Below are 734 nucleotides of genomic sequence, written 5' to 3'. Positions count from 1 at the left end.
CTTCCGTCCCCAGCGCACCGGCGGCCTCCCCGCTCGCAATCCAAATAGACGTCTTTCAGCTGTTTGATTAGCATGTCAGCGTGAGCGAACGCGAGGTCCTGAGAAGGCTCGATCGCGCGCTCGCGGACCAGCCAAAGGGGATCTCGGCCGAGGCGTAGCCACTGCCGGCGGCCAACCGTCTCGGGATCGAGGCCCAAGCGATCCTGGTGCGCTCGATCGTCGTGCCGGCCGCGCCTGCCTCCGCATGACGGATGGCGCGGCTTCGCAAAGCGCACATGATTTCGTCACGTGAGATGCCGATGTCGCCAAGAACGTCATCGGGTAAACGGCTCAACTGGTCCGTTGCCGACAAGCGAGCTTTTCGCTCGGCGCGGAGGCGTAAACACCTGCGAAATGGACCAATGGCGGCAGCATGAATTATGACCATGATCAGATCGTCCCTTCATTGATCTGAATTGACCGGTACGGAACGGCGCGAATGGCACTCCGGGCGAGAGCGTCAGCCGTCCGCGAGGCAAGTTAGGCGTAGTGGTCGATGGATTGGTTTTGCCGCGGCGTGCCCATACGGCGGGCGGTGGCTGGCCCCGGGCCACGCATGTAATAAAGCTCCGGGCGGTAGCGCGGCGCGACGAATTTGCGAAACCCCGCAGCAAGTTTTGTGACGGGAGCCAAGAATTTCATGACTGTTCCCTTTCCCTTCGCCGGCTTGCACACGAGCCGGCGGGCCTGACGTT

At 62.3% G+C, this 734-nt stretch carries 2 protein-coding genes; both read right to left on the bottom strand.

The features are described 5' to 3' along the window. Window positions 1–67: 67 nt before the first annotated feature. Window positions 68–334 carry a hypothetical protein gene (locus NKI25_RS36295; RefSeq protein WP_353000981.1) on the bottom strand — a complete coding sequence of 89 codons (267 nt, stop codon included), beginning with the start codon at window positions 332–334 and terminating at the stop codon, window positions 68–70. A 185-nt stretch (window positions 335–519) separates the two neighbouring features. Further along, window positions 520–734 (bottom strand): hypothetical protein (locus NKI25_RS36290; protein ID WP_353000983.1); only part of this gene is annotated, 215 nt, incomplete at its 5' end.

It is taken from the genome of Mesorhizobium sp. M0808, from assembly GCF_040320025.1.
Classification (GTDB): Bacteria; Pseudomonadota; Alphaproteobacteria; order Rhizobiales; family Rhizobiaceae; genus Mesorhizobium.
Note: the sequence above shows the minus strand (reverse complement) of the source record. Positions and strands in the feature narration are given on the sequence as shown.